We start from the raw sequence: 25,102 nt of genomic DNA on the forward strand, positions 1-25,102 counted from the left end.
ATGGAGTGGAAAGGCAGAAAAGCCAGTAGAAATGTAGAAGACCGAAGAGGCAAAGGCGGTGCAATGGTGGCAGGCGGCGGAATCGGCGGTATTCTGATTGTGCTGCTTGTAGCGTTTTTAGGTGGCGATCCGGGTGTCATCCTGGACCAATTGGGAGGCTCAGGTGGAACAACGTCAAACCAGCCTTATGAAGCAACACAGGAAGAAGAGGAATTGGCTGAATTCGTTTCAGTTGTCCTCGCGGATACCGAAGAAGTTTGGACAGAAGTTTTTGCCGAGGAAGGCATGGAATATGTGGAACCGACATTGGTGCTGTATACCGGAAGTGTTGAATCCGCTTGCGGGACGGCAGGTGCAGCAGTCGGACCGTTCTATTGCCCAGGCGACTACAAGCTCTACATTGATTTGAGTTTCTACAATGAATTGCAGACCCAGTTCCAGGCGCCGGGTGATTTTGCCATGGCTTATGTAGTGGCGCATGAAGTTGGGCACCATGTCCAGAATTTGCTAGGTGTTATGGAAGAAGTGCAGCCTCTGCGCAATCAATTGAGTGAAGAAGAATACAATAAATTACAGGTTCGCCTGGAGTTGCAGGCGGATTATCTGTCAGGTGTCTGGGCGCATCATGCGCAAGGCATGGGCTATTTGGAAGAAGGGGACTTGGAGGAAGCGCTGACAGCGGCGAGTGCGGTGGGGGATGATACTATTCAGCAGCGTTCACGCGGTTATGTAGTGCCGGAGAGCTTTACCCATGGGAGTTCAGAGCAACGGAAGCGCTGGTTCTACAAAGGCTTCCAAGCCGGCAACCTGAAAGAAGGCGACACTTTTAATGCCACTGATTTATGACCCGGACCTTCTTTTAGTGGAAATCCAAGGGTGCGGCATTGATATTTTCGCTATTGTAATCCATTATAAAGAATAGACAGTCTTTTCATTTGTATATGGAAAGAAATTCAGTTCTATAAAGGAAGTACAACATGACGCAAGATAATATTACTCGCATAGAATATGAAGGAAAAGAATTGATTTTGATTGGGACTGCACACGTATCGAAAGTGAGTGCAGAGCAAGTGAAAGAAGTTATTGAAACGGAGCAGCCTGATTCGGTGTGCATCGAATTGGATGCGCAGCGCTATGAATCGGTCATGCAAGGCAGCAAGTGGAAAGAGACCGATATCTTCAAAGTCATCAAAGACAAGAAAGCCAGTCTGCTCTTGATGAATTTGGCGATTTCCTCGTTTCAGAACCGCCTAGCAGATCAGTTCGGCATCAAGCCTGGCCAGGAAATGATCCAGGGGATCGCTTCCGCTAAAGAAGCCGGAGCGGAACTTGTGCTGGCAGACCGCAATATCCAAGTAACATTTTCACGCATCTGGGGGAATATCGGCTTCATGGGCAAGGCCCAGCTATTAACTTCGGTTTTCTTCAGCATTTTCAGCAAAGAAACCATCTCTGAAGAAGACTTGGAGAAGATGAAGTCACAAGATACCTTAAATGCAGTCATGAACGATTTCACCCAGTCTTTCCCTAAACTGAAAGAGCCATTGATCGATGAACGCGACCAGTATCTGGCGCAGAAGATCAAAGAAGCGCCGGGTAAAAAAATTGTGGCGGTTCTTGGTGCTGCCCATATTCCTGGGATTGTAAAAGAAGTCCACAATGAACACGATTTGGCGGAATTATCGAAAGTTCCTCCAAAATCAAAATGGCCAAAAGTCATCGGCTGGACCATTCCGTTGGCGCTGGTGGCGATGATTGCCATCACCTTCATGAATAACCCGGCAGCAGGAATCGACCAGACCGTCAGTTGGATTTTGTGGACGGCATGCCTTGGGGCAATCGGCGCCGCTGCTGCATTTGGACACCCATTTGCCATCTTGACAGCGTTTGTGGGTGGCCCAATTGGCGCACTCCATCCACTACTGGCGGCCGGCTGGTTTTCGGGATTAGCTCAAGCTTATGTCCGCCGGCCGAATGTCGGCGATTTTCAAACCTTATCCAAAGATGTTTTCACTCTGAAAGGATTTTGGGATAATAAAGTCACGCGGGTTCTGCTGGTCGTTGTACTGACCAATTTGGGGACTGCGGCGGGAAATGTCATCGGTGGACTTGATGTTATCCGGTTATTTTTCCAGAATCTATAAGTAGAATTTTTCAGACAGCCTTTATGGCTGTCTTTTTTTATTGTATATGGATGTTTATTTCGAGAAATTGGGTATAGATTAAGTGAGAGATTGATGACGATAGGGAGGCGCGTTGTGGTGAGCTTCTTTTTGGTTGGGATTGTATTGTGGTCTCTGGTCATTGCGTCGATTGTGCTGGTGATTGTCGGTCTCTGGAAAAAGTCTTGGAAAGCCATAGCGTGGAGCGGAATTGCCTTGCTTCCACCCATGTTGCTCATTTTTATGGGCGGAGAAGGAATCTGGTTCCGTTTATGTATTTTGCTGCCGCTGGTCTTGTTGATCGCCGCTTTTTTAATGAAACAGCAAAAAATACAAAGTTTGTAGAACCGGATGGAAACTCGTCCGGTTTTTCTATGCTTTTTACTGGTCTTTTCAAATACATAGTTATACAATAGTTATACAAAACGCAGAGGAGCCTGGCTGATGAACTATATTTTAGAACGCAGCAAACTTTTTATTTTTTTGATTTTGATTTTCTCCATTATAGGAGCATATACGTTTCTGACTTTGCCGCAACGTGAAATTCCGGAAACACCGCCTAGCTTGGTTCTGGTTTCCACGATTCTGCCGGGTGCGGGGCCTGAGGAAGTGGAGACATCGATAACCAATCCACTGGAGCGTGAAATTCAGAAAGTGGATGGCATTACATCGATGCAGTCTGTTTCTTCGAATTCCGCTTCTATCATCACCTTGGAATTGGAGGATGGTGAGAATCCCGATGAGCTGATCAACAGCATTCAGCAGCAGGCGAGCAATGCAACAGCGGGATTCCCTGATACCGCTCAGGAGACATCGGTTGAGAAATTGGACCTGACTTTCCCGTTGGTGTCGTATATGTTCTACGGGGATGAAGAAGAGTTGGCTGATATGGACAATGCTTTATCCGATTTATCGGAAAGAGTGGAGGCTGTCTCTGGAGTTGCTGGAACCACAGTGAAAGGCCTGGACACGCAACAGGTTCTTGTTGAACTGAACAGCGAAGAACTGGCTGCCAACAATCTTCAGCCATTTGAAGTACTCGAATCGCTTCAGCAGGCGAACCAGCCGCTGTCGCTCGGTACACATGACAATGGCAACGAACAGGTCAGCTTGACTGTGCAGCGAAGCGAAGGCATCGAAAAGCTGGAGCAGCTGCAGGTGGGTGCCGCCGCCGTCCCTTTGGCTGATGTTGCGGCGATTGAATTAGTGGATCAGGAAACTACCGATATCGTTACATTTGAAGGGGAACAGGCCATTTCCTACACCGTTTTCCTGCAGACTGAGCAGGATGTTCCTTCTGTAGATGAAAATGTATCTGAAATCATTGAAGCTTTTGCAGAAGATCTGCCAGCTGGAGTTCAGGCTGAAAAATACGAATCCCAAGCGGATAATGTCAATACGATTTTTGACAGCTTGTATGTTTCTTTGGGGATTGCTGTATTGGCTGTTTTGATTGTCACAACGGCAGGCCTTACCTTATACGGCGCATTAGCCGTTGCTTTGACAGTGCTTGCTTCCGTGCTGATCGGCATGATTCCAATTCCGTTCATGGGTGTCGATTTGAATCAGATCTCGGTCATCGGCCTAATTATCGCTATCGGTATTCTGGTGGATGACAGCATTGTAGTCAATGACAACATTCAGCGGCGCTATAAACTGGGTGATTCTGCACTGGATGGAGCCGTAACAGGTGTGCGGGAAGTATACCCATCGATCATTTCTTCCAGTTTGGCGATCGTTGTGACATTTTCGCCGTTGCTGCTGTTATCTGGTGGAAATGGTGCGTTCATCAAAGCGTTGCCGAGTATTCTGATTACGACAATTATCGCTTCGACGGTGCTGTCAATCACATTGGTGCCGATGATGCAATACTTGAAGACGAAACGGAAAGCGAAGAAAATTTCGGATACTCCCGGATTTTTAGGAAAGCAGCTTGAGAAAATTGCGTTGTTTTATTCGAATAAAGTTCTGCGTGGCGTATTAAAACGCCCGCTTCTGGTAGGCCTCGGCGGCTTGCTGGTTGCAACAGGCCTGTTGTCGCTTGCGCTCTTTACGCCGTTTGAATTTTTCCCGGCCGCAGACCGTGAAGAAGTGACGATGGATGTCCGCCTTGCAGAAGGCACGACCATTGAAGAAACCGATGCCTTCCTTGCGGATTTGACGGAACAGGTCATTGCCGAAGATGAGCATGTTGCTGAAACGGCCATTTTTACCGGTGAAGGATTGCCGAACTTGTTCTCGGCGTCGATGGACAATACGGGCGGCAACACAGGGCAAGTGGCATTCCGCATCGACCGGGAAAGCACGACAGCTGCCGATTTCATCAGCAAATGGCAGCCGGAACTGCGTGAACGTTTCCCGGAAGCTGAAATCTTCCTGGATACGATTGTACAGGGTCCGCCAGTCGGCGCTCCTGTCACTGTAGATATTAAAGGTGAAGACATTGAAGAATTAGAGTCGCTTCGTGACAGGCTGGAAGGACAGCTGCTTGAAAACGGCGCGGACATCGTTACCGATAACCTTGGGGAACCGGTGCCGGCTATAGAATACGTGCCGAACCAGGATGCGCTGCAGACCAACAACATAGCTCTCAGCACAGTGACGAATCAGCTGCAGCTTTTGACGCAGGGTGTACCGCTCTACACGATTTATGATGGCCAAGTGCCATACGAAGTGTTCCTGAAACAGTCAGGCATTGAAGATGGAGAGCCAATCGATTTGTCTCAGTTCGATGTCCCTTCACTTAGTGAACAGGGACCGCCGCAATTGATTCCGATGGATCAATTGTTGACGGCTGAAGAAACCGAAACATTAGCACAGATTCCGCATCAACAGGCGGATCGTTCGATTACGCTTCGTGCATTCGGCGAAGTCGACGACTTTGAAAACAAAATGCTGGATGTCGTGGATGCAGAACGTAAATCCTTGCCGGAGGGTTATGAACTGTCTACCGGCGGAGAAAACTCGGATCAGGAAGCTTTCTTTGCTGAAATCGGCGTGTTGTTCCTGGTTGTGCTCCTGCTGGTTTACCTGGTCATTGCGTTCCAGTTCAAATCGTTCAGTTTGCCATTCCTTGTTTTGATCGCGGTGTATCTAGGGATTTCGGGTGCGATCCTGGGCTTGTTCCTGACACAAACGCCGCTCAGCTTCCTGGGAGTTATGGGAATCGTTTCCCTGACGGGGATTGTTGTGCGTAACGCGGTTGTTCTGATCGACTTTGTAGAAGCGCGCCGCTTGTCGGGCGACTTCGACATCAAAGAAGCCATTATCGAATCAGGATATGCCCGCATCAAGCCGATTCTTCTGACATCGATTACGTCGATTATTGCACTCGTGCCGGTCGCGTTGTCGGGAGATCCTCTATTTGAACCGTTGGCCGTCACGATTATTGCCGGATTGGCATTCTCAAGCTTGTTCACTTTAGTGATGATTCCATCGCTTTACTTGGTGTTCTATCGCGTGAACCGCAGAAGAAATGGTGTAACCGAATAATTAAGGACTGCGTGGCCTTCGGGCTGCGCAGTTTTATTTTTATTCGGGAATAATTGAAAAGCGAGCGGGTAAGCAAAGGAGTAAAGGGGGAGCGGGAGATGGCCGAAATCCAAGAAAAGAAAACCGGAGCAGGTATGGCAAAAGGGCCTTTCCTGGCAGTGCTGATGGCTGGTGTCTTTGTGGCCATACTGAATCAAACTTTGCTGGCGACCGCTTTGCCGCATATCATGGACGATTTGAGCATTTCCGCCAACACGGCGCAGTGGCTGACCACTGTTTTTATGCTGGTCAACGGCGTCATGATCCCGATTACCGCTTTTCTAATCGGAAAATTCTCCACACGCAATCTGTTTTTTGTCGCGATGGGCCTATTTGCGGCAGGTACGATTATTTGCGCGTTTGCACCTGGCTTTGCAGTTCTGATGGCCGGGCGGATTGTCCAGGCTGCAGGCGCAGGCATTATGATGCCGTTGACGCAAACCGTCCTGTTCATTGTTTTTCCTGTGGAAAAGCGAGGGCAGGCGATGGGCTTGTTCGGTTTGATCATCTCGTTTGCCCCGGCAATCGGACCGACGCTGTCAGGATGGATTGTGGGCCAATATCCATGGCGCGCCTTGTTTTACATCGTCATCCCGATTGCGTTGCTGGATTTAGTACTGGCATATTTTTTCCTGAAAAATGTCACCAAGCAGACCTATCCGACGCTGGATCTCCTGTCGATTGTCCTGTCGACAATGGGATTCGGCGGAATTCTTTACGGCTTCTCCAGTGCGGGTTCGCTTGGATGGGGAAGTCCGGCAGTAGGCGTCTCCATTGTGGTGGGTATCGTTTCGCTGCTGTTCTTTATCCGCCGCCAGTTCCGGCTGGATCAGCCAATATTGGAATTCCGGGTATTTTCCTATGGCATTTTCACGTTATCCACCATTTTAAGTGTCATCGTTTTTATTTCGATGATCGGCAGCGCCACAATCCTGCCGATCTATATGCAGAACATGCATGGCTTCACAGCGCTTGAATCGGGGCTGATGCTGTTGCCGGGGGCTATTATCATGGGATTGATGAATCCGATCACCGGCAGAGTCTTTGATAAAGTCGGTGGAAAGTGGTTGGCGATTGTCGGCTTATCGATTGTCACTGTTTCGACTTTCCAGTTTACGGTGCTGACAGCCACGACATCTTTCTTGTACTTGACTGTTATGCACGCCATCCGCATGTTCGGTGTTTCCATGGTGATGATGCCGGTGACGACGGCAGGCCTCAACCAGTTGCCGGAGCGGCTGATTCCGCATGGCACGGCCATGAGCAATACCATGAGGCAAGTGTCCGGATCCATCGGGACGGCGCTTTTAGTGACCATCATGACCGGCACTGCCTTGGATCCTGAAGAATATGGCGTGCAAGGATTGATACGCGGTGTCAATATTTCGTTTATCGTTGTTGGTATTTTAAGTGCTATTGGTGTGTTTTTAGCGTTTTTTCTACGGAAAACTGGGGCTGGAACAGAAGAAGAAAAACTGCAGGAATGATGGGGAGGCGCATGGCGATAAAGCCGCCTATGAATGCGTTATCATTTTGTCACACGATAGCCATTTACTTCTCTCTTTAGATTTGGTAAGATGTCTGACGACAGTGGAGTTAAACAAATAATTTGCTTAATTTTCTGATAAAAAATATACCGATGAGGTGAAGTTGTGAATTTATTGTGGGGCATCTTTGGCGTATTCATTGTTCTCGGAATCGCCTTCCTATTATCAAGCGGCAAGAAGTCTATCAAGCCACGGACAATTCTCGGCGGATTAGCCATCCAAATCACATTTGCATTTATGGTGCTGGAATGGGATTTCGGAAGAAAAATGTTATTGGGTCTTTCGAATCTAGTCCAGAACGTCATCAACTATGCAGGTGAAGGGATCGCCTTCGTGTTCGGCCCAGCAGCTGACACCGAAGGATTTGGTTTCGTTTTTGCTTTCCAAGTATTGACGATCATTATTTTCTTCTCTTCTTTAATTTCAGTCCTTTATTACCTTGGTATTATGCAAATCATCATCAAACTTCTGGGAGGCGCGTTATCGAAGCTTCTTGGAACGAGTAAAGCGGAATCGATTTCAGCTGCGGCCAACATTTTCGTCGGCCAGACGGAAGCGCCGCTTGTTGTACGTCCGTTCATCGCGGGAATGACTAAATCTGAGTTGTTCGCAGTGATGACCGGTGGACTGGCATCTGTTGCCGGTTCAACCTTAGCGGGTTATGCGCTACTCGGCGTACCGCTTGAATATTTATTGGCAGCAAGCTTCATGGCTGCACCAGCCGGTTTGATCATGGCTAAAATGATGATGCCGGAAACAGAGGAAGTCGAAGAAAAAGACTTCGTTATGGAAAAAGACCAGACTTCGGTCAACGTGGTGGATGCTGCAGCACGTGGTGCATCTGACGGACTTCAATTGGCGTTGAATGTTGGTGCCATGCTTCTTGCATTCATTGCATTAATCGCTTTATTGAATGGAGTACTCGGCGGAATCAGTGGGATCTTCGGCTTTGAAGGCTTGACTATCCAAGCTATTTTGGGTGTCATCTTCGCGCCGCTTGCCTGGGCCATCGGTGTACCTTGGGCAGAAGCTGTCCAAGCTGGTAGCTTCATCGGACAAAAATTGGTGCTCAACGAATTCGTTGCGTACACGGCGTTTGCTCCTGAAATTGCTGACTTGTCACCAAAAACGGTTATCGTTGTCAGCTTTGCGCTTTGTGGATTCGCTAACTTGAGTTCACTCGCAATTCTTCTTGGCGGACTTGGTGCAATGGCGCCAAGCCGCCGTCCGGATATCGCCCGCCTCGGCATTCGCGCCGTTGCGGCAGGTATGCTTGCATCATTATTGAGCGCAGCTATTGCCGGGATGTTCGTCTAAACTTCAAACTATAAGGGCCTGCAGCTATTGCAGGTCCTTTTTATGTGGTTTTCGTGCTTTTTGCTTGCGGAAAGCGGGCATTTTGGGTGTTTTAATGGTGGGACTGGCTGAAGAAGCTTTGAAACAAGGCGCATCCATCTTTATGCACGCTTAATCAAAAATACGCACGCTTCGGTGGTGGTTACGCACATTCGGAGAAATTTACGCACGCTCAGGAAGGACTTATGCACGTTCAATGAAAAATACGCACGAATCGAATCATCAAAATAAAAACGCCAAAAGAGCCTCTCACATCAGTGAGAGGCTCTATCGCATTATTCCCGCAAATGGTACGAGCAGGCTTTTGATTCTCCAATTCTTTCTAGATTGAGCTGGCCCAGCAATCTTGTGGCTACTGCCCGAGACCCGAATCCACAAAAATCCCGAAACTTTCGATTGGTGATTTCTAGCTCCACGAAAGTGAAGTATTCCTGGATCGCCAAATAGTGTGCGGAGGGATCGCGCAAACTGCATATGCTGCAGATCCAGCTGCGCTTATCCCGCTGCATCGATAGGGATTTGCATTGCAGGCAATAAACGCCAGGCTGCAAATCTTTTGGGTCGATAAAATAGTAAGCGCATAAAGGAGATGATTTATAAGGGGTTTGATTAGTTGAAATTATTTTTTTGATCTTAGATAATTTAATATTTTCGGCTTCGTGGGGGAAAGCCTGCAGTATCTTCAGGAGATATTCGATCATTTGATAGGTTTTGCAGATAGAGGCGCGATGCGGCTTGGACGCGAATTCGCAATCTTTGGCGGTAAAGACAATCAGACCGGATACCGGCAGATTGATTTTTTTCATCTGGAAGAACTGTTTCAGAAAACGGATATGCTTATTCAACTGAACTCGAGGGTCTTCCATGACGGTTTTTTCTCCAGCCGGATTAATGCGGAAAAATTCGCCCGTCTTTTCATCAAAATAGAGCTGGCCATTGATGTTTTTGGACTCGATGATGATTGCGCAGCGCTCAGTGAGCAGCAGGCCATCCATCTGAACGGACCAGGTACCGATTTTCAGGCTGACGTCCCAAAGAATCTGGAATTCTTCATCCGTATAGAACTCGCAAAACTTTTTCTGCAGGCGGCTTTCTCCTCTTATTCCGGCAGTGGTCCAGTGGAGTTCCCGTTCAAGAAACGGTCGCTGTGGGTGTTGGTCTTTGAGTCTCGCGAGCAACATTTCCAATGCTTGTTCCCGTGGCAATAAATCAATTTGTTTTCTTATAGTAACTCCTCCTTTTCTGAATTAAAAAAAGTATAGCATTCCTGGGTATTGTCTCGCTATCTTATTCTCAAATCCGGTGAAAAAACCAGAATACCGGCTTTTCGCAGGCGAAAAGCGATTAACGCAAGCAGTTCTTCATCTTGTGCACGTTCAGTGAATAATACGCACGCTTAAAGAAATTTACGCACGTCCAAACAGAAATATGCCCAGTCAGGCTATCTTACGCACGCTCACTCTAAAATACGCACGTTCATGCTCGAAGCCATGGCACAACAGCTCCAGGCCAGAGGGAGTTCTCATCAAGCACATCTCCTTGACAGCGCTATCTTTTTGGATTACACTCCTATCTTGGCTTACCTATTTCGATAGGCAGAGCGGGTAGGGAGAGGGCTAATTTAATAGAAGGTTAGAACTATGTTTAATTGGATGGACCGATATTTCGGTCTTCAGGAAAGTGGGACTACGGTCAAACGGGAAATGACGGCAGGACTGGTCGGCTTTTTTACGGTCGTGTACATTATTGCCGTCAATTCGCTGATCTTGTCTGAAGCGGGCATGCCGATTGAAGCAGCAATTGTCGCGACGATTGCGGCGTCAGTCTTCGGCTGTTTGATCATGGGCTTTTGGGGAAACGCGCCGATTTTGCTGGTGCCTGGTATGGGAATCAACGCGTTATTCTCCTATACGATGGTTCAGTCGATGGGCTTGTCATGGCAGGAAGCGCTGGCTGTCGTATTTGTTTCTGGTGTAATCTTTGTGGCAGTGGCATTCACTCGTTTTGCCAAAATGTTGAGTGCAGCAGTGCCTCATTCGCTGAAAGAAGCGATTACGGTCGGACTGGGTTTATTCCTTATGCTGATTGGCCTTGAAAAAGGAGGAATCGTGGAGCGCGGGACGAGTTCAATTCTGGCACTCGGTTCGCTTGCAGAAGCACAGGTGCTGGCGACAGTGCTGACGTTCCTCATTGCGATTGTGCTGTTCATCCGCAATGTACCGGGAAATTTCCTGATTACAATTGTGGCAGGGACGGCGATTGCATCGTTTTTCGGCCTCATCGACTTCAGCGGCCTGAACGAGTCCTCAATCACTGCAGCAGAAGCTTTCGAGGTGTTTGGTGCATTGTCTTTCGGCAATATCCTGTCGATGACGTTTTGGGTGGCGGTGTTCTCGCTGACGATGGTGCTGGTGTTTGAAAACATCGGGCTTGTCCACGGGCAAGTGGCGTTCATCGAGCGTCCGGAGAAATTCGGCCGTGCGTTTCAAGCGACTTCGGTGTCTGCAATGACTTCCGGTATTTTTGGCACAAGCCCGACCGTGGCAACGGTTGAAAGTGCAGCCGGTATGACTGCAGGTGGCCGGACAGGCTTGACGACGATTACAGCCGGTTTGTTGTTTCTGGTCGCGTCGTTCTTCATTCCGGTCATCAAATTGATCCCGGACAGCGCCATTGCACCGATTCTGATCATTATTGGCGGACTGATGCTGCAAAACATCAAGAACCTGGATCTGGCGGATATGACCGAGAGTTTCCCGGCGTTGCTGATTGTGGCATTGATTCCGTTTACGTACAGCATTGCAGACGGCATCGCTTTCGGATTCATCTTGTATCCGATTTTGAAAATTGCAACCGGCAGATGGCGTGAAGTTTCACCGACCCTGTTTGTCATTGCCGGCTTATTCCTGGCGAATTTCGTGTTTCATTATGTAAGCTGAGGCTATTAAACAAGTAACGCACTTGCAGAGGCAAGTGCGTTTTTTCTTGCGGCGGTGTACAATAAAGAGAAGAAGATCCAAAAGGAGCGGATAAAATGAAATACACCAAATCCAAAATGGAGCAGTTGGTCAGCGATCATCCGGAATTAAAAAAGCGGTTGAAAGTGTTGATGAAGGAAATGGAATTGGAAAAAGGCTTTGCGTTAAAGGCTCTTTACCATTCAGAAGTGACGGACAACGGACCTTACCAGAAGGATTATCAGGACCTGGACTGGGAATAAAGTTATAAAAAAACTATACAAAAACGCCCTCAATTCAATAATTGAGGGCGTTTTTGACTGCCTTAAAAATTTTGTTCATCCAGCCATTGCTGCCATACTTTCAAATCGCTGCCCAAATACCAGCGGTTGCCTTCAACTTGTTCGCAATCGACCCCTTGCCCTCCAAGAATGAAATGGAGTTCAGGTTTGGCGATGGCCAACGCATCAATGTATTCATTGGCTGTTTTCAACAACTTAGGCGAAGCGATGGACATACAAACCATTTTAAAGTTTTGTTTAGCGACCATTTCTTCCAAACCGTCAAGCGGTGTATCCGGTCCGATATAGATGACAGGATAGCCATTTTCCCGCAGGAATAACGTGAATAACAACAGTCCGAGCTGATGCTGCTCGCCGCTTGGGCTGAGTGCCATCACCTTCGGCAAATTCGGTGAAATCGGGAAAATCCGGAAAAACTGGTTAAAACGCTGTTGGACAATATGGGTGATCATGTGCTCGTGGGCGACGCTGATGACACCATCTTCCCAAGCCTCTCCGATGCGCACCATCAACGGGGCAATAATATAAAAAAAGACTGTTTGGTGATGGAATAAGGAAAAATGCAAATCCAATAAATAATTGAAGCGTTCGGTATCCATCTCGGCCGCAGCCTGGAAAAGTTGTTCTATTTGTTCGTCGTATTCCAAAGCTTCCCGTTTCGGAAGTTCTTTATTGGGGACGATGAATTTTTTGCGTGAAGCATGAAGCTGTTTGACGGCTTCGCTGATTTTCATGCCGTTTTCCTGCACTTGTATTTTGAGCCATTTCAAATCTTCCAGATTTTGATCCGAGTACAAGCGATGACCGGATTCTGTTCGTGCAGGAGTGATCGCTTCGTAGCGCGTTTCCCAGGAACGAATCGTCACTTTCGGCATATCTAAGATTTTGGCAGCTGCTTTAATGTTATACATAGCATTACCTTCATTCTATAGATTTTGTGGTTGGTGTTGTACAAATATTATACAACGTATAAACAGATGCGTAAAGTTCTAGCCGTTATCCTACAAAAAGAAAAAACGGGCTCTCCTAAGAGAACCCGCAGCATTATTCATTAAAGAGCTTCAGAAGCTTTAACGGCACGTGAACGTTGCCACGCCACAGTGATGAACATGGTGATGATCAGCATAATTAATCCTAGAATGAAAGGATAGATGATGTTGATGTCATAAAGGACGCCGGCCAACAACGGCCCGATCACATTCCCGATGCTCATATACGCATTGTTCATGCCCATGGCAAAGCCGACTTCACCGTCAGCCATTTTCGAAATCAAGGTGTTGAGGACAGGGCGCAGGATGGACGTAGCCATAAAGATGATCAATGAAACGGCGAAGAACATAACGTAACTTCCCGCAAACAAGGACATCAGGAAACCGAAGGCTGCGACACCGAGAAAAGAAACCAGAATGGCAACTTCACCGTAACGGCGGACAATGCGGTCAACGATAAACAATTGCACAATAACGCTGACGACTCCCGTTGCAGTAATCATAAAGGCGATGTCTTTAGCAGTTGAATTGAATTGGTTATCCAAGTACAGGCCAACTACTGACTCGTAAGCCAGCAAGCCAAAGCTCATGACGAGCGTAATGATCAATGGGATAAAGTACGGCATCTTGGTAGAGCGGCCGATTTTTGTGAACATGGATTCTTCATCCGTTAAAGTAGCGGCCAGTACAGGATTAGCGTCTGTCGCATCCTGTTCTTTCAGCCAGATGACAGAAAAGAGAACCGCGCCTAAAGAGACCAATGCTGAAACAAGGAAAGGCAATTTCAGGCCATAATCCGCAAGGAAACCGCCGATTCCGGGACCTACCACAATTCCCAGTGACATTGCAGCAGAAACGAGGCTTGTGCCTTTAGCACGCTGGTCAAAAGTCGTAATATCAGCGATATAAGCAAAAATTGCAGGAATCAGCATAGCTGCTCCCACGCCGCCGATGACGCGTGACAAATACAATACCCAAATGGCATCAGAAGCATAAAAAACGAACATGGAGATGGTTAAACCAAGAAGCCCATAAATGATCATTTTCCGGCGTCCGTATTGGTCGGCCCATTTTCCGGCAATTGGCGAGAAGACGAATTGGGCAGCCGCAAAAATGGCGATCATCAAGCCTGCAGCCATGCCGCCTTGATTAATCGATTCCAGATAAGAAGGCAGGATTGGAATGACAATCCCAAAGCTCGCGATGGCGATGAACATATTGATCATCAAGATAAAAATTTTCTTTTTTTGGTCTGGAGACATGACAAGTACCCTCTTTTCTTCTATATATTGTTACGAAGTTTTTTTCTTCAGCTTTTTTATATTATTTGAGCTTCCACTTCTTGTCAAAGGAACAGACTTGAATTTTTTACCGCTTTATAACCTTGTAAGTAAACAGAATCTCTAGACTGGAGCTTCAGCTTCAACAGCATGATTCATTGTCATTAAATAGAGCGTTTTCTATCCCGATGTATGATGGCTGTATCTTCTGAAGAATAGTTATTGAAGAAAGTGAAAGCAGGGGATTGGTTTATTTTCAGATAATAGGGAATAAGGGATACTAAAAGATTGATCAAAATTTGAGACTGCTGAAGGTGATAGCTATGGATGAAAAACTTCAACGCATCAAAGCGATCGAATTACAGAATCGCTTGGTCACAGCTGAAGAGGCGGCATCTTGGATAAAGGACGGGATGACGCTTGGACTGAGCGGATTTACACGAGCAGGCGACGCCAAGGCCATACCGTATGCATTAGTCCGCCGCGCAGAAACGGAGCAGTTTAAAGTAGATGTCCTCAGCGGAGCTTCACTTGGTTCGGGTGTCGATAAATTATTGGCGGAAGCAGGCATCGTCAATAAGCGGGCACCGTTTCAGGCTGAACCGGCCATGCGGAAAAAAATCAATGAAGGTGAAATGCTGTTTGTCGATCACCATTTGTCCCAGACTGCCGAATGGATCCGTGCCGGCGTCATTGGACCGATTGATTTTGCAGTAATTGAAGCTTTGTCTATAACAGAAGACGGTATGATCATTCCCACGACATCGGTCGGAAACTCATCAGTTTTTGTCGAGCACGCCAAAAACGTCATAATTGAAATCAACCTTTCACAACCGCAATTATTTGAAGGAATACATGATATTTATGAGCCGGGCATGCAAGGGCAGCGATCGCCGATTCCGTTGACAAAAGTCGATGACCGAATTGGCACAATCGGAATTCCAGTCGACCCTGAAAAGGTCCGCGGCATCGTCTTTACGGCGCAGGAAGATTCGCCTTCGACCATTCTGCAGCCGGATGCTGAATCTAAAGTGATGGCCGAGCATCTTTTGGATTTTCTCCGGAAGGAAGTGGCTTCGGGGCGGTTGAGCAACCGGCTTGCACCTTTGCAATCGGGAATTGGTTCAGTAGCGAACGCGGTTCTTCACGGCCTCATAGATTCCGAATTTGATAACCTGGAAGTCTATTCGGAAGTGCTCCAGGATGCAGTGTTCGATTTGATCGATGCTGGGAAAGTGAAGTTTGCTTCTGCATCGTCCATCACGTTGTCCGAAGAAAAGATGAAGAAGGTGTTTGGGGATTTCGGCACATACCGTGACAAGCTTATTTTGAGGCCGCAGGAAATTACCAATCACCCAGGCCTCATTCGCAGGCTTGGGTTGATTTCCATCAACACGGCACTGGAATTCGATATTTACGGCAATGTTAACTCAACACACGTATCCGGTACGAAAATGATGAACGGCATCGGCGGTTCGGGCGATTTTGCCCGCAATGCCCGCTTATCGATCTTTGTCACTAAGTCGACTGCCAAAGGCGGCAGCATCTCGAGTGTTGTGCCTTTCGTATCGCATGTGGACCACACGGAGCATGACGTCGATATCGTTGTGACTGAACAAGGGTACGCCGATTTGCGTGGGCTAGCTCCGCGTGAGCGGGTTCCTTTGATTATTGAGCGCTGCGTCCATCCAACGTACCGGGAGCAGATGCGTTCATATTACGAAGAAGCACTTCTTCGCGGTGGGCAGACGCCTCATGTATTGGAAAAAGCTTTTTCCTGGCATAATCACTTAGCCGCCAACGGCACAATGCATTTATCGGAATAAATAATACGAAACCAGTCCTCCTGCAGGACTGGTTTTTAAAATATTGGATAGACTTTTGATGTATAATCAAAATATTGAGTTGAAACAGGAGGGTTACTATGGAAAGCATTAAGTTGGACGCGCTGTTGGATGTCATTGGGGAATTGTTCTCTGATGAAATTTCAATAGCCGTCACGAACACAAAGGAATACATTTATTACAGGCCAAGCAAACGGGTCGATTTGAAAATAAAACCAGGCGATCCTGTAAAGCCAGGGACGATTGCCCATAAAGCATTGCAGGCAAACCAAAAAACCTCGGAATTTATCAACCGTGAGCTTTTCGGCGTCCCGTACCACGGCATGGCAGTGCCCTTTGAGCATGAAGATGTCCTGCAGGGATGCGTCATGGCGATTTACCCAGCATTTACCGAGGGGAAATCAGTGGTTACCGTGAAAAGTCCAGATGGCTGGAAGCCGATTCCTTTTACAGAAGTCAAATACCTGGAAGTGAAAGACCGCAAAACCCATGTCCATGCTGAAGGTTATTCAGGAACCAATAAAAATTCTCTTCAGGAATTTGAATTTTTGCTGCCCCGCGAATCATTTATTCGATGCCACCGGTCATTTATCGTCAATGTCCATCATATAGAAGAAATTTATCCGGATACCCATTCGACATTCGTACTTGCGATGAATAACGGAGAGCGGATTCCCGTCAGCCAATCCTACTCCAGCTATTTCCGGAAGCTTCTTGGATTTTAATGAATAAAAGCAATGGCGTCCCTTAGCGGCGCTTTTTTTTATGCGTGCAGTAAAAGGCTTGAGAACACCAATGTTTAAATTACGGATAATTAAGAAAATATCATTTTTTAAAGGTTCGATTTGAACCCTTTTAATAAAATGCTGCTTCAGACATTCCTTTCTCTGCTTCGCGTCATTAAACTCTTTTCCAATCTTCAAAGCTCAATAACCTGTCAAAACAAGTTAAAATTATCTAATAATTAAGTTGTTAATAGATAATGAAAAACTATACCCTTTTTGCACGAATCGCGATTTTTAACTGAGCGACCGCTCATGAAAACGCTTTATCAATTAAATATTATTGAAAACTAAAAATTGAAAGAGAGTGATTAGCATGGAAAAGAAACTTTCACGCATTAAAGCGGAACAATTACAGGATCGAGTAGTTACAGCAGATGAGGCAGCTTCATGGATACAGGACGGCATGACGCTTGGACTTAGCGGATTTACGCGTGCTGGAGACGTGAAAGCGGTTCCTCAGGCATTGGTTAAGCGTTCAGAAACTGAAAGTTTTAAAGTAAATGTCTTTACAGGCGCTTCTTTAGGTTCAGACACTGACCATATCTTTGCAGAAGCAGGAATTGTCAATAAGCGTTTGCCATTCCAGGCAGAGCCTGCAATGCGCAAAAAAATAAACGAAGGCGAAATGCTATTTGTGGATCACCATCTTTCCCATACAGCGGAATGGATCCGTACGGGCGTTACTGAGGCAATCGATTTTGCAATCATCGAAGCATTGTCCATTACAGCAGACGGCATGATCATTCCGACGACTTCTGTAGGAAACAACGCAATCTTTGCAAAGCATGCTAAAAACATCATCGTTGAAATCAACATGGCACAGCCTGAACGGTTTGAAGGCCTTCATGACATTTACGATACTGGCAAACAAGGCGAACGCTCGCCGATTCCATTGACAGAAGCAGATCAGCGCATCGGCACTATCGGAATTCCGATTGATTTGGAAAAAGTGAGAGGCATTGTTTTCACTGACCAGTTGGATTCACCATCAAACATCTTGCCTCCAGACGAAGAAACGAAAATCATGGCCGATCATTTGCTTGAATTCCTGCGCTCAGAAATCCGTGCAGGCCGTTTAACAGAGAAATTAGCTCCTCTGCAATCCGGAGTTGGATCTGTAGCGAATGCTGTCTTGCACGGTATGATCGATTCTGAATTTGAAGACTTGGAAGTATACTCGGAAGTCCTTCAGGACGCTGTCTTTGATTTGATCGATGCAGGGAAAGTCAGATTTGCCTCTTGCTGTTCCATGACTTTGTCGGAACCGAAAATGAACCAGGTTTTTGCTGATTTTGAAAATTACCGTGACAAAATTGTGATGCGTCCTCAAGAGATCTCAAACCACCCTGAATTGATTCGCCGACTCGGCTTGATTTCAATCAACACGGCTTTGGAGTTTGATATGTACGGAAACGTCAACTCGACACATGTATCCGGTACGAAAATGATGAACGGCATCGGCGGTTCAGGTGATTTCGCACGGAATGCACGTCTGGCGATTTTTGTAACCAAATCAGTTGCTAAAGGCGGAAATATCTCAAGCGTAGTACCGTTTGTTTCTCACGTAGACCACACAGAACATGACGTAGATGTAGTCGTAACAGAGCAGGGCTATGCAGATCTTCGCGGCTTGGCACCACGTGAACGTGTGGAAGTCATCCTGGCAAATTGTGTACATCCATCATACCGCGCTCAACTTCGCGAGTACTATGACGAAGCATTAACACGTGGCGGACAAACACCGCATGTGTTGGAAAAAGCTTTCTCATGGCACGCTGACTTGGCGAAAAACGGCACAATGCTCCAGAAAAAAGAGCAATTGGTGTAAGAAAAGCGAAAGCTGCCACATCAATCAAAAAACCAGGACGCTTAAAAGCGCCTGGTTTTTATTATTGATTTCCATAAATTTCAGAAGTGCTGCGCGTGTATAATTCAATGATGTGGCCAAAAGGGTCTTCAGCGTAAACCAGGTAATGAGGTTTGCCTTTATTGACATTCCATATTTTGCTGCGTTGCTTGCCGCCATACTGGACAGCTTTTTCAATGGTCCCAACCAGATCATCCACAACCAGGCAAATATGAAAAAATCCGGCATGAGGTGAATAAGATTCGTTGTAGTATGTAGGATCCTGAAATTCAAACAGCTCAATGCCAACGCCACCAGAAGACATCAAGTGGACATTTCGCATCTTTTTCAATTCCTCCCCCTGCAAATCCAATGTCATAGCACTCGGGTTTTCATCTGCAGCATTAAAGTTGAAGGGACCTGCCAATATATAAAAATCAAATACTTTCCTGTACCAGTCGATGGCCTGATCCAAATCTGGAACCGCCAGCCCTACATGGGTAATCGCACTCATGAACCCCACTCCTTTCTATCTTTCTGTACCCAGAGAAAAGGGAAAGTAAGCAGTTATTTAAAACAGAGTTTTCTGTCTAAATAAAAATAGTTGTTGTCAAGCGTTATTTTTAGTATTATAATAAGCAATTGTGAAATTTGAAATGAGGGTTCTGAAATGAAAAATTCCATCTATGGATTAACGATAGAACAGTTAAAAGAATGGTTTTTAGAAAACGGCCAGAAAAAATACCGTGCTGAACAGGTATGGGACTGGTTGTATATTAAACGTGTCACTGAATTTGCCGAAATGAACAACCTTTCGAAGGATTGTATTCAATTGCTTGAAGATAATTTTACAATCCGTACATTGAAAGAGACAGTCAAACAGGAATCTGCGGATGGTACAATCAAGTTTCTTTTCCAGATGCAGGACGGCAACTTGATTGAAACGGTATTGATGCGCTTCAAATACGGAAATTCCGTTTGCGTAACGACGCAGGTCGGCTGTAACATCGGCTGCAGTTTCTGTGCCAGCGGACTTTTGAAAAAGAGCCGCGACTTAAACGCGGGCGAAATCGTAGAGCAGATCATGCAAGTACAAGCGCATTTTGATGCACAGCAAAAAGATGAGCGCGTCAGTCATATTGTGGTAATGGGTATCGGAGAACCATTCGATAACTACACGAACTTGATGGGCTTCCTGAACATCGTCAACTCGCAAAAAGGCTTGGCTATCGGTGCTCGCCATATTACCGTATCAACAAGCGGTATCGTACCAAAAATCTACGATTATGCAGACGAAGGTTTGCAGGTCAACCTGGCGATCTCTATCCATGCGCCAACCAACGAATTGCGTACACGCATCATGAAGATCAACAAAGCGTACCCGATCGAGAAATTGATGGCGGCAATCGATTACTACTTGGAGAAATCCAACCGCCGCATCACGTTCGAGTATATTTTACTGCGTGATGTCAATGACCATGTGGAAGAGGCGAACCAACTGGCGAAACTGCTGGAAGACAAACGCCATCTATCATACGTCAACTTGATTCCGTATAACTCAGTTGATGAGCATGACCAATATCAGCAGAGCACACCGGAAGCCATTTCTGCTTTCTATGATGCATTGAAGAAAAAAGGCATCAATTGTGGCGTACGCCATGAGCAAGGCGCCGACATCGATGCAGCTTGTGGGCAATTGCGAAGCAAACAAATCAAAAAAGAGAAAAAAGAAGTAACTGCATAAGGCAAGACAGAAAAGCGTTCCTGATAAATTTCAGGAACGCTTTTTTTCTGTGATTGGCAGCTTGCGCTTTTCTTATTGTCCAGCTTCAGCAGCCAGCCTCTCGAGTCGCTTCAGCTTTACCAGGAATGGCAAAGAGCGCCATTACCGGTAAAGCTTCCAGCGCTTGTCGAGACTGAACGGCTGCTTACGCTTTTCTTATTTTCCGCCGGATTGCAGGTTGATTCCTTGAATGAAATATTTCTGGAAAAAGAAGAACAGCAGAATTACCGGCAACAGGACAAGCAGAGAGCCTGCCATCAAATAATTCCATTGTGTGTTCATCTGACCTTTGAAAACCTGCAACCCGATCTGCAGGGTATAGAGATTTTCATCGTTCAGATACAAGAGCGGTCCGAGGAAGTCGTTCCAGGCACCATTGAACGAAAAAATCGCCACTGTTGCAATCGCTGGTTTTGTCAGAGGCAATCCAATTTTCCACCAGATATAAAAGTGATTGGCGCCTTCCATTTTGGCAGCTTCGATCAGCTCGTTTGGAATGGTCATGTAAAACTGCCGCAACAGGAAGATATTGAATGCACTTCCGAAAAATGCGGGTACGACCAATGGGAAATAGGTATTGACCCAATTTAATTTTGCGAACAGGACATACTGCGGTATCAAGGTCACAAACCCTGGAATCATCATAGTGGCCAGGACAATGGCGAACAGCACATTTTTTCCGCGGAAAGGGATCTTCGCGAATCCATAAGCGATAAACGAATTGGACAGCACATTGCCGATGACGACCAATGTCGTAATGGTCAATGTATTGATCGTGTACTGCGTAAATGGTGCGGCTTCCCATGTACGGATATAGTTTGCCCAATTCCAGGACTCCGGGAAGAAGGTCGGCGGAAAGGACATGACTTCGGCCATGGTTTTCAGAGAAGTTGAGATCATCCACCAAAGAGGGGATAAGATCAGCAGACTTCCTGCTGCCAACAAAACGAAATTGATGAGCTTCAGCATATTTTTTCGATTTCCGCGATGTTCAAAGTACCCAGGGTTTTCATTTCTGCCGGAGAGGGTTTTCAGGCTTTCTGCTTCTTCGACATAAGACGCGTCATCCGTGGTTTTGGCCATTTATTTTTCCTCCCCTTCATAATGCACCCAGCGCGGAGCAAGTTTTAAGTTGATTAAGGTCAGTACGAATACGATGACGAATAAAATCCAGGACATCGCCATGGCATAACCCATGTTGAAGTTTTCGAATGCCTGGCGCCACATATAAAGGTTGTAGAACAACAGCGAGTTGGCAGGTCCCCCTTCACCGTTGCTGGACATGACATATGCTTCCTGGAAAATCTGGAAGCCGCCGATCAGGCTTGTAACCACATCGAAAAAAATGACCGGTGTAATCATCGGAAGAGTGATATGCCGGAATTGTTTCCAGGTATTCGCTCCATCGATTTCCGCTGCCTCATATAAGGACTTGGAAACCCCTTGCATACTGGCTAAGTAGAGCAGCATCGAGCCGTCAACACTCCACATCTTCATTAAGATGAGTGACGGTTTTGTCCATTCCGGATCAAAAAGCCAATTGGGTCCATCGATATTAAACCAGCCCAGAATTAGATTGACCATACCGGTTCCCGGATCCAGTAATTGCATCCATAGCAAATAGACGCCTACGCCAGAAAGTACAGCCGGCAAATAATACAGCGTACGGAAAAAGCGGATGCCAGGAATGTCCTGATTTAACAAAGCGGACAGCAAAATTGCGCCGATGGTGGTTAAAGGAACCGAAAAAGCTACAAAATACAAGGTGTTCCATAAAGAAGTCCAGAAAAGATTGTCTGCTGTAAAAAGTCCCTGATAATTCTCAACACCGATAAAGTCCATTCGGGAGGTGATGTTGTAATTCGTGAAACTTGCCATGAATGAAAATACCAGTGGTCCGGCAGTAAAGGCCAGAAAACCGATAATCCATGGCAAAACGAACAGGTAACCGTAAATGCTTTCCTTACGGCGCATCGTCAATCTTTTTTTCCCCAAAGGATTCCCCCCCTTACTGACTATTCTTTTCTACCAGACTTTCCACCTCGGCCTGTGATTTAGCCAATGCTTCTTTGGCTGTCATCGAGCCCAGGAAAAACTCCTCGATATTTGGATTAATGTAACTTGTGAAATCAGGTGCCACAACAGGAACCGGAGTCAAGAGCGTATATTCCATATTGTCGACAGCCATTTGATAGACCATTGAACCGTCATCTGTAAATTCATCGGTTTCTGCAGCTTTTTCCGCTGCTTCAATATTGGCCACGTTATCGAAATTCTGGACAGCCCAATATTCCTGTGCGTCCACATCTGTCAGGTATTTAATGAATTCAAAAGAAGCTTCTGGATTTGCTGCACCTTCCGGAATTTCAGCTACAAAACCGCCGCCCCAGCTAGTATGCCCGCTGCCGGATTCAAATTCAGGGAGCGGCGCTACGCCGAAATTCAGGTCTTCCGCGTAATCACGGATTTGTGTATAGAAAGTAGGAGTGATGGCATACATCGCCAAACTGCCATTGAAGAACGGATTTCCTTGTTGGCTGTCGATCTGCGCTTTATAGGCGTTGATGACATTATCCCCGTATCTTGTCTGCCAGGTTTTCAGCCATTCGAGGGTTTCCAGATTGGCTGCTGTATCGATTTGTACATTGTTATTTTCATCAAAATAATTTTGGCCATCGGAATTCAGCATCCAAACGTCGAAATCGATGCCCCATCTCGGATAAAAACCGATCCGTTCGTAATCATTGCCGTTTTTAACATCGAGCTTTTCTGCATATTCTTCGAGTTCAGCCCAAGTAGTGGGCGGCTTCTCCGGATCTAGACCGACTTCTTCAAAAGCATCCTTGTTATAGAAAAGGACACGCGTGTCGGTATTGAAAGGGATGCCGTAAGAATCTCCTTCGTGAAGTGTAGCGTTCCACAGTTCCGGATAGAAACGGTCTGAGATATCGTCTTCTTCAAGAAACTCTGAAAGATTCATTGCCTGGTTTTCCTGGCCACGAAGTGCTGTTGAGTTGATATCGTTTATTACCACATCAGGCGGATCCCCAGCAGCTATGGCAGCTAGCTCTTTTGTCCAAATATCTCCAAAAGGAAGATACGTGTGCTTTACTTCAATCTCATCCTGCGATTCATTGAAATCGGCAATAATCTGCTCGATTACCGGACGGCGAATTTCAGAACCCCAGAATGTCCAAAAGTCGATGACGGTTTTTCCATCTTCGTTGACCGCATTGTCATCATTATTGCTGGTCTGAAAGCCTGCACACCCGCTTAATGTCAAAGCCGATCCCATTAAACCAATTAAAAACAAGCGTTTTTTCTTCATTTCTTCCTCTCCTTTTCTGTTTTGATGGGCACAAGCTGGGGTATCTATAGAATGCATTAACTTCGACTTCCGAAGATTTAAATGGAATGCCCCAATAGCTCTTTTAGATTCGTTCCCCTTTCTAAAGGATTAAAAATCCCTCTAAACAAGCTTTTGCAGCAAGAACTCGCAATGTGAGTGCGTTTACATGATAATAAAAATTTGTAATTGACGGACAATTAACTATACTTAAGAAAAACATTCAAAAGGAGAATGCGGAATGGCAGAGATCAAAATCGAAAAGCTCGGGAAAAGATACGATAATGGTGCTCTTGCTGTATCAGATTTTAACCTGAATATCCAGGATGAAGAGTTTATCGTCTTTGTCGGCCCGTCAGGATGCGGGAAATCCACGACTCTCCGGATGATTGCAGGCCTGGAAGAAATAACAGAAGGTGAGTTTTTTATAGACGGCAAACTCATGAATGAAGTCCAGCCGAAAGAACGTGACATTGCGATGGTTTTCCAGAATTATGCCCTTTATCCGCATATGACCGTGTATGAAAATATAGCTTTTGGATTGCAGCTGCGAAAGTTCAAGAAAGCGGAAATCAAGCGGCGTGTCAATGAAGCCGCCGCTATTCTGGGATTGGAAGATTATTTAGACAGAAAACCGAAAGCATTGTCAGGCGGACAGCGGCAGCGTGTAGCTCTTGGGCGTGCGATTGTCCGTGACGCCAAGGTCTTCCTGATGGATGAACCTTTATCCAACTTAGATGCCAAACTGCGCGTTCAGATGCGTGCCGAAATCGTTAAGTTGCACAGACGGTTGAAAACCACAACTATATATGTAACCCATGACCAGACAGAGGCCATGACGATGGCTTCTCGAATCGTGATTATGAAGGATGGGCTGATTCAGCAGGTCGGCTCTCCAAAAGAAGTCTACAATTTTCCTGAAAACCGGTTTGTGGGCAGTTTTATCGGTTCTCCTGCCATGAATTTTTTTGAAGGAAGAATTGATAAGGGACGTTACGTGATGGGGGACAAAATGCTGGACATCCCACCACAGATGATGGAAATGCTGAAAAATGAAGGCTATGAAGGAAAATCAGTTACGCTGGGAATCCGGCCGGAACATATTCATGTGAACAATGAAGATCTGTCGAATATTCCAACCAGTGAGTTTGAAGCAGTCATCACGGTTTCTGAACTGACAGGAGCAGAAACGATTCTTCATGCGGTTTATGCCGAACAGGAATTCATTGCTCGCGTAGAAGCTACCACGACTATCGAGCCGGGCCATACGGCAACGCTTGCATTCGATATGGCTCACGTCCACTTCTTTGATGATGAAACGGGAAATCGGATAAAAGCTGTAGAATTTTCTGAATCTATGCTATAGTGATTTCG

20 protein-coding genes are annotated in these 25,102 nt (G+C 46.2%); 13 read left to right on the plus strand and 7 right to left on the minus strand.

What is annotated here, in order from left to right; translation table 11 throughout:
• The 6 genes from ypfJ (at position 1) to QMA01_RS09435 (ending at position 8,557) form a co-directional block, all read left to right on the plus strand.
• A complete protein-coding gene (gene ypfJ / locus QMA01_RS09410; RefSeq protein WP_191714853.1) occupies positions 1-846 on the plus strand; it encodes a KPN_02809 family neutral zinc metallopeptidase in 846 nt (281 codons plus the stop codon).
• Positions 847-977: 131 nt separating this feature from the next.
• Entirely contained in the window at positions 978-2,144 is a 1,167-nt protein-coding gene (locus QMA01_RS09415; protein WP_290214849.1) for a TraB/GumN family protein, read from the plus strand.
• Positions 2,145-2,258: 114 nt separating this feature from the next.
• Complete coding sequence (locus tag QMA01_RS09420) at positions 2,259-2,507, plus strand: hypothetical protein (protein ID WP_290214851.1); 249 nt, start codon at positions 2,259-2,261, stop codon at positions 2,505-2,507.
• Between the two features lie 99 nt (positions 2,508-2,606).
• Positions 2,607-5,654: an efflux RND transporter permease subunit gene (locus QMA01_RS09425; protein WP_290214852.1), complete on the plus strand. Its 3,048-nt coding sequence runs from the start codon at positions 2,607-2,609 to the stop codon at positions 5,652-5,654.
• Positions 5,655-5,752: 98 nt separating this feature from the next.
• Positions 5,753-7,180 (plus strand): MDR family MFS transporter, encoded by a 1,428-nt coding sequence (locus tag QMA01_RS09430; RefSeq protein WP_290214853.1) that lies wholly within the window; start codon positions 5,753-5,755, stop codon positions 7,178-7,180.
• 165 nt (positions 7,181-7,345) lie between these two features.
• The gene (locus QMA01_RS09435; protein ID WP_191714857.1) at positions 7,346-8,557 is read left to right on the plus strand and encodes a NupC/NupG family nucleoside CNT transporter; all 1,212 of its coding nucleotides are present in this window, start codon (positions 7,346-7,348) and stop codon (positions 8,555-8,557) included.
• 314 nt (positions 8,558-8,871) lie between these two features.
• On the opposite strand, the gene QMA01_RS09440 is transcribed toward QMA01_RS09435, so the two are convergent.
• Positions 8,872-9,777, minus strand: a complete 906-nt coding sequence (locus QMA01_RS09440; protein ID WP_290214993.1) for a nuclease-related domain-containing protein — start codon at positions 9,775-9,777, stop codon at positions 8,872-8,874.
• Between the two features lie 459 nt (positions 9,778-10,236).
• Here QMA01_RS09440 and QMA01_RS09445 point away from each other — a divergent pair, with 459 nt between their 5' ends.
• The gene (locus tag QMA01_RS09445) at positions 10,237-11,535 is read left to right on the plus strand and encodes an NCS2 family permease (protein WP_203340109.1); all 1,299 of its coding nucleotides are present in this window, start codon (positions 10,237-10,239) and stop codon (positions 11,533-11,535) included.
• Positions 11,536-11,630: 95 nt separating this feature from the next.
• Positions 11,631-11,816: a hypothetical protein gene (locus tag QMA01_RS09450; RefSeq protein WP_142826756.1), complete on the plus strand. Its 186-nt coding sequence runs from the start codon at positions 11,631-11,633 to the stop codon at positions 11,814-11,816.
• A 62-nt stretch (positions 11,817-11,878) separates the two neighbouring features.
• On the opposite strand, the gene QMA01_RS09455 is transcribed toward QMA01_RS09450, so the two are convergent.
• Both QMA01_RS09455 and QMA01_RS09460 read right to left on the minus strand, forming a co-directional pair.
• Entirely contained in the window at positions 11,879-12,766 is an 888-nt protein-coding gene (locus QMA01_RS09455; protein WP_290183831.1) for a MerR family transcriptional regulator, read from the minus strand.
• A 140-nt stretch (positions 12,767-12,906) separates the two neighbouring features.
• Positions 12,907-14,106, minus strand: coding sequence for an MFS transporter (locus tag QMA01_RS09460; protein WP_191714860.1), 1,200 nt, complete (start codon positions 14,104-14,106; stop codon positions 12,907-12,909).
• Positions 14,107-14,447: 341 nt separating this feature from the next.
• On the opposite strand from QMA01_RS09460, the gene QMA01_RS09465 reads away from it, so the two are divergent.
• The 3 genes from QMA01_RS09465 to QMA01_RS09475 all read left to right on the plus strand — a co-directional run bounded on the left by QMA01_RS09465 (position 14,448) and on the right by QMA01_RS09475 (position 18,581).
• Complete coding sequence (locus QMA01_RS09465; protein WP_290214854.1) at positions 14,448-15,950, plus strand: acetyl-CoA hydrolase/transferase family protein; 1,503 nt, start codon at positions 14,448-14,450, stop codon at positions 15,948-15,950.
• A gap of 98 nt (positions 15,951-16,048) precedes the next feature.
• Positions 16,049-16,693, plus strand: a complete 645-nt coding sequence (locus tag QMA01_RS09470; protein ID WP_191714862.1) for a LytTR family DNA-binding domain-containing protein — start codon at positions 16,049-16,051, stop codon at positions 16,691-16,693.
• 373 nt (positions 16,694-17,066) lie between these two features.
• Positions 17,067-18,581 (plus strand): acetyl-CoA hydrolase/transferase family protein, encoded by a 1,515-nt coding sequence (locus QMA01_RS09475; RefSeq protein WP_290214855.1) that lies wholly within the window; start codon positions 17,067-17,069, stop codon positions 18,579-18,581.
• A 61-nt stretch (positions 18,582-18,642) separates the two neighbouring features.
• Here QMA01_RS09475 and QMA01_RS09480 read toward each other — a convergent pair whose 3' ends face one another.
• On the minus strand, positions 18,643-19,113 hold the full coding sequence (locus QMA01_RS09480; protein ID WP_203340104.1) for a VOC family protein: 471 nt from the start codon (positions 19,111-19,113) through the stop codon (positions 18,643-18,645).
• 156 nt (positions 19,114-19,269) lie between these two features.
• Here QMA01_RS09480 and rlmN point away from each other — a divergent pair, with 156 nt between their 5' ends.
• A complete protein-coding gene (rlmN, locus tag QMA01_RS09485) occupies positions 19,270-20,343 on the plus strand; it encodes a dual-specificity RNA methyltransferase RlmN (RefSeq protein ID WP_290183835.1) in 1,074 nt (357 codons plus the stop codon).
• Between the two features lie 195 nt (positions 20,344-20,538).
• Here the strand turns inward: rlmN and QMA01_RS09490 are convergent, their stop codons facing one another.
• From QMA01_RS09490 to QMA01_RS09500, 3 genes are read right to left on the minus strand one after another with little or no spacing between them, the layout of a single operon-like run.
• The gene (locus QMA01_RS09490; protein WP_301610751.1) at positions 20,539-21,465 is read right to left on the minus strand and encodes a carbohydrate ABC transporter permease; all 927 of its coding nucleotides are present in this window, start codon (positions 21,463-21,465) and stop codon (positions 20,539-20,541) included.
• Positions 21,466-22,377: a carbohydrate ABC transporter permease gene (locus tag QMA01_RS09495; protein WP_290214856.1), complete on the minus strand. Its 912-nt coding sequence runs from the start codon at positions 22,375-22,377 to the stop codon at positions 21,466-21,468.
• 13 nt (positions 22,378-22,390) lie between these two features.
• Positions 22,391-23,710 carry an ABC transporter substrate-binding protein gene (locus tag QMA01_RS09500; protein WP_290214857.1) on the minus strand — a complete coding sequence of 440 codons (1,320 nt, stop codon included), beginning with the start codon at positions 23,708-23,710 and terminating at the stop codon, positions 22,391-22,393.
• Positions 23,711-23,969: 259 nt separating this feature from the next.
• On the opposite strand from QMA01_RS09500, the gene QMA01_RS09505 reads away from it, so the two are divergent.
• Positions 23,970-25,094, plus strand: a complete 1,125-nt coding sequence (locus QMA01_RS09505; protein WP_191714866.1) for an ABC transporter ATP-binding protein — start codon at positions 23,970-23,972, stop codon at positions 25,092-25,094.
• Positions 25,095-25,102 lie beyond the last annotated feature (8 nt).

It is taken from the genome of Planococcus notacanthi, assembly GCF_030407825.1.
In the GTDB taxonomy this organism is placed as follows: Bacteria; Bacillota; Bacilli; order Bacillales_A; family Planococcaceae; genus Planococcus; species Planococcus notacanthi.

Excerpts from the sequence above, each read along its gene's own strand:
- ypfJ (WP_191714853.1), top strand. The coding sequence starts at position 1 with ATGGAGTGGAAAGGCAGAAAAGCCAGTAGAAATGTAGAAGACCGAAGA.
- QMA01_RS09415 (WP_290214849.1), top strand. The coding sequence starts at position 978 with ATGACGCAAGATAATATTACTCGCATAGAATATGAAGGAAAAGAATTG.
- QMA01_RS09425 (WP_290214852.1), top strand. The coding sequence starts at position 2,607 with ATGAACTATATTTTAGAACGCAGCAAACTTTTTATTTTTTTGATTTTG.
- QMA01_RS09430 (WP_290214853.1), top strand. The coding sequence starts at position 5,753 with ATGGCCGAAATCCAAGAAAAGAAAACCGGAGCAGGTATGGCAAAAGGG.
- QMA01_RS09440 (WP_290214993.1), bottom strand. The coding sequence starts at position 9,777 with ATGTTGCTCGCGAGACTCAAAGACCAACACCCACAGCGACCGTTTCTT.
- QMA01_RS09445 (WP_203340109.1), top strand. The coding sequence starts at position 10,237 with ATGTTTAATTGGATGGACCGATATTTCGGTCTTCAGGAAAGTGGGACT.
- QMA01_RS09450 (WP_142826756.1), top strand. The coding sequence starts at position 11,631 with ATGAAATACACCAAATCCAAAATGGAGCAGTTGGTCAGCGATCATCCG.
- QMA01_RS09455 (WP_290183831.1), bottom strand. The coding sequence starts at position 12,766 with ATGTATAACATTAAAGCAGCTGCCAAAATCTTAGATATGCCGAAAGTG.
- QMA01_RS09460 (WP_191714860.1), bottom strand. The coding sequence starts at position 14,106 with ATGTCTCCAGACCAAAAAAAGAAAATTTTTATCTTGATGATCAATATG.
- QMA01_RS09465 (WP_290214854.1), top strand. The coding sequence starts at position 14,448 with ATGGATGAAAAACTTCAACGCATCAAAGCGATCGAATTACAGAATCGC.
- QMA01_RS09470 (WP_191714862.1), top strand. The coding sequence starts at position 16,049 with ATGGAAAGCATTAAGTTGGACGCGCTGTTGGATGTCATTGGGGAATTG.
- QMA01_RS09475 (WP_290214855.1), top strand. The coding sequence starts at position 17,067 with ATGGAAAAGAAACTTTCACGCATTAAAGCGGAACAATTACAGGATCGA.
- QMA01_RS09480 (WP_203340104.1), bottom strand. The coding sequence starts at position 19,113 with ATGAGTGCGATTACCCATGTAGGGCTGGCGGTTCCAGATTTGGATCAG.
- rlmN (WP_290183835.1), top strand. The coding sequence starts at position 19,270 with ATGAAAAATTCCATCTATGGATTAACGATAGAACAGTTAAAAGAATGG.
- QMA01_RS09490 (WP_301610751.1), bottom strand. The coding sequence starts at position 21,465 with ATGGCCAAAACCACGGATGACGCGTCTTATGTCGAAGAAGCAGAAAGC.
- QMA01_RS09500 (WP_290214857.1), bottom strand. The coding sequence starts at position 23,710 with ATGAAGAAAAAACGCTTGTTTTTAATTGGTTTAATGGGATCGGCTTTG.
- QMA01_RS09505 (WP_191714866.1), top strand. The coding sequence starts at position 23,970 with ATGGCAGAGATCAAAATCGAAAAGCTCGGGAAAAGATACGATAATGGT.